The following is a 6,413-nucleotide window of genomic DNA, read 5'->3' as shown; positions in this document are numbered from 1 at the left end:
TATAAAGCTAGTTTGGGCTACATTTGGGCTTAATTTTTGTTTAAGTCCCGCTAACTTTGTAGAGATCTAGCTAATTATTATGCAGAATTTTATTTATATAACTACCTCTTGGTTGACCGCCGGACGTGCTTTCTTGCGGTCTGACTTGCGCGTTCCACCAGCCAACCCATACTCATCACTATTTTTGCCATAGCGGGATGCAACACTCAGCAGCATTTGCTCAGAATAACTATTTAACTCACGTTCTGCTTCTAGTAACGCATTCTGTCTTTTATCTACTATCGCTCGTGCTTGATTGTAGGCGGCTAGCTTTTCTCGTATTTCCAGAATTTTCCTGTTGTAAATAGCTATTGATAACCCATTGCCAAAGTCTAACTCAGGATTAATCATCTGTATTCCTTCAATCCGTCGTTCAGCTTTGGTGAGTGCGGGGGAGTTGCGTTTGCGTTGTGCCATAAAGTTTTCCTATTTGGACTTTCAACGGAGTTATTGAGATATCATTACAATACGCAACCAGCAGATGCACTAGCCTGAGTGAAGCTACAGAATTTTAAAAGTATGAGTGGGGATTAGCAAACTGGATAATTACGGGTATGTTTGCGGAAATAAGTTGAGAAAAACAGGTTTATGAGTTGTGAAGCTAAAATCCGATTCAAAAACTTAATTTGCGATTCAGAAACTTAATTTGCGATTCAGAAACTTAATTTACGAATCAAAAACTTAATTTGCGAATCAGAAACTTAATTTGCGAATCAAAAACTTAATTTGCGATTCAGAAACTTAATTTGCGAGTCAGAAACTTAATTTGCGAGTCACGCCACAGCAAAACCTGTATATTGTTGTAATTCGTAGCGGTTGACCCCTAGAAATACTCTGCGTTACTTTGCGTTTACCTCTGCGCTCCTACCCTGCGGGAATGCCTAGTTAGAAATTGGTAAACTTACCTCATGAACCTAACAACCAACAAATTGACTCATTCAAAAAAACAAATCCAAATATTACCGCCTTTCTACCACACCACTTCTAACGAAAAGCGATCGCACCCCTTACTCTTGTTGACCCATCTGTCCCCTTACCCACTCCCTGATTGCTTGCCGGAAAACTCGTCTTCCTGCCATGCGGTATCTTTCAATTAGTGAGGGAATTTCTTGAATTTTCAAATTCGGAAACACTAAACTTGTTTGTCTTTGTATATATTCTTCACCTTGCAGCTGGTAAATTTTGATTTCTTCAGCATCATAAGACCAGATTTCAGGCACACCTAACCGCGCATAGATGGGAAAGCGATCTAAAGATTTACTAGTAACATCAATTTCTAAAGCTAAATCTGGAGGTGGATCTTGATTTAGATCAAACTTGAGCTTACCTCGAATTAAAGCTTCATTTTGGAAATAAAAACAATTATCAGATTCGATCCCAGCCTTTTTTAGTTCTCGTTTCCAGGTAGTTGAGCCGTAACATTCATAATCTAGCTCTAAAACTTCAGCCGCATCTTTGATGATGTCACCAATTATTTCTTTGTAATATTCGTGTTCTGGTAATGGTGTCATAATCTCTAACGTGCCATCATCATAAGCTACTCTAGCTGCACGACTTTCACCTAAGCCTACTAATAAATTCTCAAATTGTTGCCAACTGATATTGTAGAGAACTACTCGATCAGCGCGTCGTTCAGTTAGCAGCATAATTCCTCGCAGCATCAGTAATCAGTAATCAGTAACAAGCATGGTATAAATTTCAAAATTCACAACTGATGACTGAATAACATAGAAATTTATCCTATTCTATTTTATCAATGATAATTGATGAATACTTCCAAACCCTGACTACCTTTTCCCCGTGCAACTTTTAAACAGAGGCGATCGCACCCTTGCCAACCCTGGCTAACAGTTTGCGCCAGCGAACTGAAACATTAGTTACTGGTCACAAATCCATGCATTCCTTGTGCCTACTCCTTACGCTATAGCAATCCGATTTGATTTCTGAATCACTCGTAGAGGTAAGGGACTGGGGAGTGGGGACTGGGGACTGGGAAGAAGGAATAAAGGTGTACTGAATTTTGTTCAAAAATCAAATATGAGTCCTATATCTAAATTTCAAAATAAAAGTAGCGGCATCTGGAAATGACCTCGTGAATTGTGTAGTGAAATATTCATGGCTGGTTAAGTTAATAAAAAAGCTCTAAGAGGACAAACGCACAGCAGAAGCTGATTGTACTTAAACAGGCTTTTGTCAGTTGCCTGCTGGAGGTTAAAGCAATGAAATTTAATTTACTAAAACCAAAACGCTTTTTTTGGGTGAGTTTATTTTCCTCTGCCATATTTCTTTTTCCCCTTTCTACCCTAGGTTTGACTGTCAAAGAAGTTCCTAATCCCAGAAAGGAGTCTGGTGGTTGGGTAACTGATATGGGAGATATCCTCAGCGAAAAAACAGAAACCCAAATCAATCAGATAATTTCTCAGTTGGAAGCGAAAAATGGTACAGAAATAGCGGTGGTAACTGTGCCAGCAACTGCTCCTGCTGCTTCTGTCAAAGAATTTGCAACAGAACTGTTTAATTATTGGGGAATCGGCAAGAAAGGAAAAGATAATGGCATATTGTTTTTGATTTCAGTAGGCGATCGCCGCGTGGAAATTGAGACTGGTTACGGTGTGGAAGCGATTTTGCCCGATGCTAAAGTGGGAAACATTATCGATAACCAAATCATCCCGCGGTTCAAAAAAGGAGACTTTGAAGATGGTACACTCGCAGGAACGAAAGCACTAATAGTTGTCTTAGAGTCTGATCGCGTCTCGTCTGTAAACCAGCTAACAGATCCAAACCCGGTAGCTTCCCCAAATGTAGAAACAATAACTGAAGATAACGCTATATTTTGGAGACTTGTAACCGGGGGTGGAATATTGGTAGTGGCGATCGCAGGTGGTGTTTACCTGGTGCGCCCTCGTAAAATGTTCATTGAACCAAAAGGGCATACGCGTAGAAGTAAGGGCAATTACATTTTTTTGTGTGCTGATTGCCAACAGCCAATGGAAAAAGTAGACGAAACCACAGTCGATTCATATCTAAGCAAACCGGAAAAAACAGCACAAAACTTAGGTAGTGTTAAATTTGAGGGTTGGAGATGTTCCAATTGCAGCCAGAAGCTAACTGGTACTGGCTTCCACATTGTTGCCCAACAATCCCATGCATCTAAATTTCGGGAATGCCCCCACTGTCAGGAATTGACTGTCATCCATACTGTGAAGACTGTCCAACCAGCTACGCAATACAGTTCGGGAAGACGACTAATTATCAATGAGTGCCACAGTTGTTCTTATCACCACGAAAATGAGGAAATAATTCCTCGCTTGCCACCGCCTCCTCCGCCTCCTCCACCCAGCAGTTCATGGGGTGGTGGTGGTTATAGTGGTGGCAGTGGTGGTGGCAGTGGTGGTAGCTTTGGCGGTGGCAGTAGCGGTGGTGGTGGTGCTGGCGGTAGCTGGTAAATTATGAATGTTATGAACAATCAACAAAAGAGAATTCCTGAAGAGATTGCCCCAGAGGTGCTAGAGTTAGCCTCGCGCTACTATGCCAATCACACTCAAAGTTACTCGGCTTCTGAATTAGTGGCAGCAGGACAAGAAGTTGATATTCCTGCTGAGTATATTCAGCAAGCTATCCGAGATGTACAGGCAAAGCACAAACAACAACAAGAGAAACAAAAGCACTTAGCTCATCTGCGCCAAACACTACTGATTTTTGGTACAGGGATAGTAACTGCATTGGCTGTCTGGATTGCCTGGACTTATAACTCTATACAAAGTAGTAGCACCAGAGTTGAAGCAGCTTGGGCGCAAGTAGAAAATCAACTCCAGCGACGTGCCGATTTAATCCCCAACCTTGTGAATGTGACACAAGCTTATGCCAAACAGCAAAAAGAGTTAGTCTCTTTATTGGTGCGATCGCGTCAGGCTTATTTGCAAGCAGCTACTCCCAATGAAAAAGCTGCTACTACGGTACAAATTAATCAAGCGATCGACCGCTTCCGCAATTATGCCGCCACCAATCCCCAATTGCAATCTAGCCAATTGTTTATCAATCTTCAGTATGAGCTAACAGGTACTGAAAATCGCCTAGCTGTAGAGCGAATGCGTTACAACCAAGCGGTACAAGCTCATAATCAAAAAATTCAGAGTTTTCCCAACTCGCTTGTAGCTAATACTTTTGGGTTTGAGAGCAAGGAATTCTTCCAAGCTACAAACACCAGTTTTCCTAAAATTCCAAGAGAATAAATTTTCTGAAACTACAGCGTAATACAGCAAATAGCCCCTCAGAGGATGTTTGAAAAGTCCTTTTGTCGGTAGCAAAACGTTCTAGATCCCCCTAAATCCCCCTTGTAAAGGGGGACTTTAATTCCGGTTCCCCCCTTTTTAAGGCTACGGTGTACACACATCTCTGTACTAAACCGAAATCATTGTAGATCCGTCATTATCCTCCGATAAATTGGAGGACTTTGAGGGATTTTAGCCCCCCTTAAAAAGGGGGGTTGGGGGGATCAAAAGCCTGTGGGACAACTCTCAAAGACTTGTGTGTACACGGTAGCCTTTTTAAGGGAGGTTAGGGGGGATTTAAAAGTGCCCAAAATCACAGCGAAACACTTTTCAAACAACCTCTCATACTTCAGTCTAAGGCTACACAAACGAAGTCCGCCTTTCTTTCGGAACGCTACGCGAACGCGGACTATCTGAAAACCGAAAACCCGCCTGCACAGGTTTAGTTTGTATAGCCACAACTTCCAATCGCCCGGTGTCTCTTCAAAAGGGGATGCTCCCCAGATTATCGCTTATACACTCATTGGTACGAAATCGGACGGATTCCCAACGAAAAATGTGCCAATATTAAGCAGTGCGTCAAACCTAAGTGTATCACTAGTGTAGAGTCTGACGTGATGTTGTAGTTGTTAAGCTTGCAACTTTTGAAAGAAATTCACCTTTTGACATATTGGGACTAGTTTTTAGCTCCTCTCAAGTTGCCAACAGCTGTTGCTCTTCGCAAAATAGTTGACTTGGAGGATTTTAATGTCTGTATCTAACCAGTCTCATCTACCAATAAAAAATCAGATACTTGCTGCACTGTCGGCTTCTGAGTATCAACGCCTAGTTCCCCACCTAGAGCGAGTACATCTTGAACTTAAGCAAGTTCTCTACGAAGCAGGCGAACCAATCACACACGTCTATTTTCCCCATCAGGCAATAGCTTCTTTAGTCTGTAACCAAGAGGACGGCTCGACCGTTGAAGCTGGTGTGGTTAGCAATGATGGTATGGTTGGTCTTCCTGTAATTTGGGGCGGCAATTCTACAACCACAACCGCGTTTGTGCAGATTGCAGACAGTGGGATGAGGATGAAAGCAGAGCAACTTAAGACGGAATTTAACCGGGGTGGGGAGCTTCAAAGTTTGTTGTTGCGTTACACGCAAGCGCTGTTCACCCAAGTGACACAAACAGCAGCCTGCAACCGCGTGCACAGCATAGAAGAGCGACTCGCCCGTTGGCTGCTGATAACATCTGACCATGTGCAATCAGATGCATTCCCTCTGACTCAAGAATTTCTCGCCCACATGCTGGGCTGCCGCCGCTCTGGTGTTACGGTGGCAGCTGGCACACTCAGCCGATCTGGAATAATTAGCTACAAGCGTGGAAATATTACCATTCTGAATCGGGAAGACTTGGTAGATACATCTTGTGAGTGTTATTCCATAATCAAAAACGAGTATGCTCGGTTGCTAGGGACACAGAGCTAGCTCTAGGGAGAGATAATCTCTGCTCTTATCTACCTGATGCGCTAAACCGTACCGACTCCTAACCTTGAGCATTTGTATAGTTAAGAATTAAGCATTTTAATGCTATTACTACTCAAGGTTAAAAAAGTACAAGAAGGAATGATTAATGCATCATCAATCCATCGGTGTTGATGGTCTACGATTGCTAATTATCGATGATCATGTTGATACTAGAGAATTGCTCAAGATTTTCTTTGAAACAGAGGGAGCAGAGATTAAAGCTGTTGCAACATCTGGTGAAGCACTAGATGTAATGTCCCGTTTTCTGCCGGACATGGTGATCAGCGAAATTTATTTACCGGATGCAGCAGGTCACTCACTGCTTGCAAAAGTCCGAAATTTAGAGGCGGCGCGAGACCGATGGATTCCAGCCATTGCCCTAAGTGCTTTTGTTAAAGAGGAAGACTTCGTATATGCATTAAAAGCTGGTTTTCAGATGTATTTACGTAAGCCAGTCATCTTGGATGAATTGCTCTATTTGGTTGCCGAGTTTGCTTGCCTAAACGCCCATCAGCTTAATAGGGGACTTCCAAATAAATAATATCGTGTTCGGTTAAGACTTATCATTAAGACCGCAGGGAAGCAGGGGGCAGG

The 6,413-nt window shown here is 42.5% G+C and carries 6 protein-coding genes; 4 read left to right on the top strand and 2 right to left on the bottom strand.

The features are described 5' to 3' along the window. Window positions 1-93: 93 nt before the first annotated feature. On the bottom strand, window positions 94-456 hold the full coding sequence (locus AC5JL8_RS32185; protein ID WP_495883736.1) for a hypothetical protein: 363 nt from the start codon (window positions 454-456) through the stop codon (window positions 94-96). A 590-nt stretch (window positions 457-1,046) separates the two neighbouring features. Next, window positions 1,047-1,685 (bottom strand): Uma2 family endonuclease, encoded by a 639-nt coding sequence (locus AC5JL8_RS32180; RefSeq protein ID WP_495883735.1) that lies wholly within the window; start codon window positions 1,683-1,685, stop codon window positions 1,047-1,049. Window positions 1,686-2,258: 573 nt separating this feature from the next. On the opposite strand from AC5JL8_RS32180, the gene AC5JL8_RS32175 reads away from it, so the two are divergent. From AC5JL8_RS32175 to AC5JL8_RS32160, 4 genes are all read left to right on the top strand, one after another. Further along, a complete protein-coding gene (locus AC5JL8_RS32175; RefSeq protein WP_495883734.1) occupies window positions 2,259-3,485 on the top strand; it encodes a TPM domain-containing protein in 1,227 nt (408 codons plus the stop codon). A 3-nt stretch (window positions 3,486-3,488) separates the two neighbouring features. Beyond that, window positions 3,489-4,271, top strand: coding sequence for a LemA family protein (locus AC5JL8_RS32170; RefSeq protein ID WP_495883733.1), 783 nt, complete (start codon window positions 3,489-3,491; stop codon window positions 4,269-4,271). 786 nt (window positions 4,272-5,057) lie between these two features. Then, window positions 5,058-5,780, top strand: a complete 723-nt coding sequence (locus tag AC5JL8_RS32165) for a Crp/Fnr family transcriptional regulator (protein ID WP_495883732.1) — start codon at window positions 5,058-5,060, stop codon at window positions 5,778-5,780. 145 nt (window positions 5,781-5,925) lie between these two features. Then, window positions 5,926-6,360: a response regulator gene (locus AC5JL8_RS32160; RefSeq protein WP_495883731.1), complete on the top strand. Its 435-nt coding sequence runs from the start codon at window positions 5,926-5,928 to the stop codon at window positions 6,358-6,360. The last annotated feature ends 53 nt before the right edge of the window (window positions 6,361-6,413 follow it).

Source organism: Mojavia sp. (genome assembly GCF_059505145.1).
This window is presented reverse-complemented; position numbering and strand designations above follow the sequence as displayed.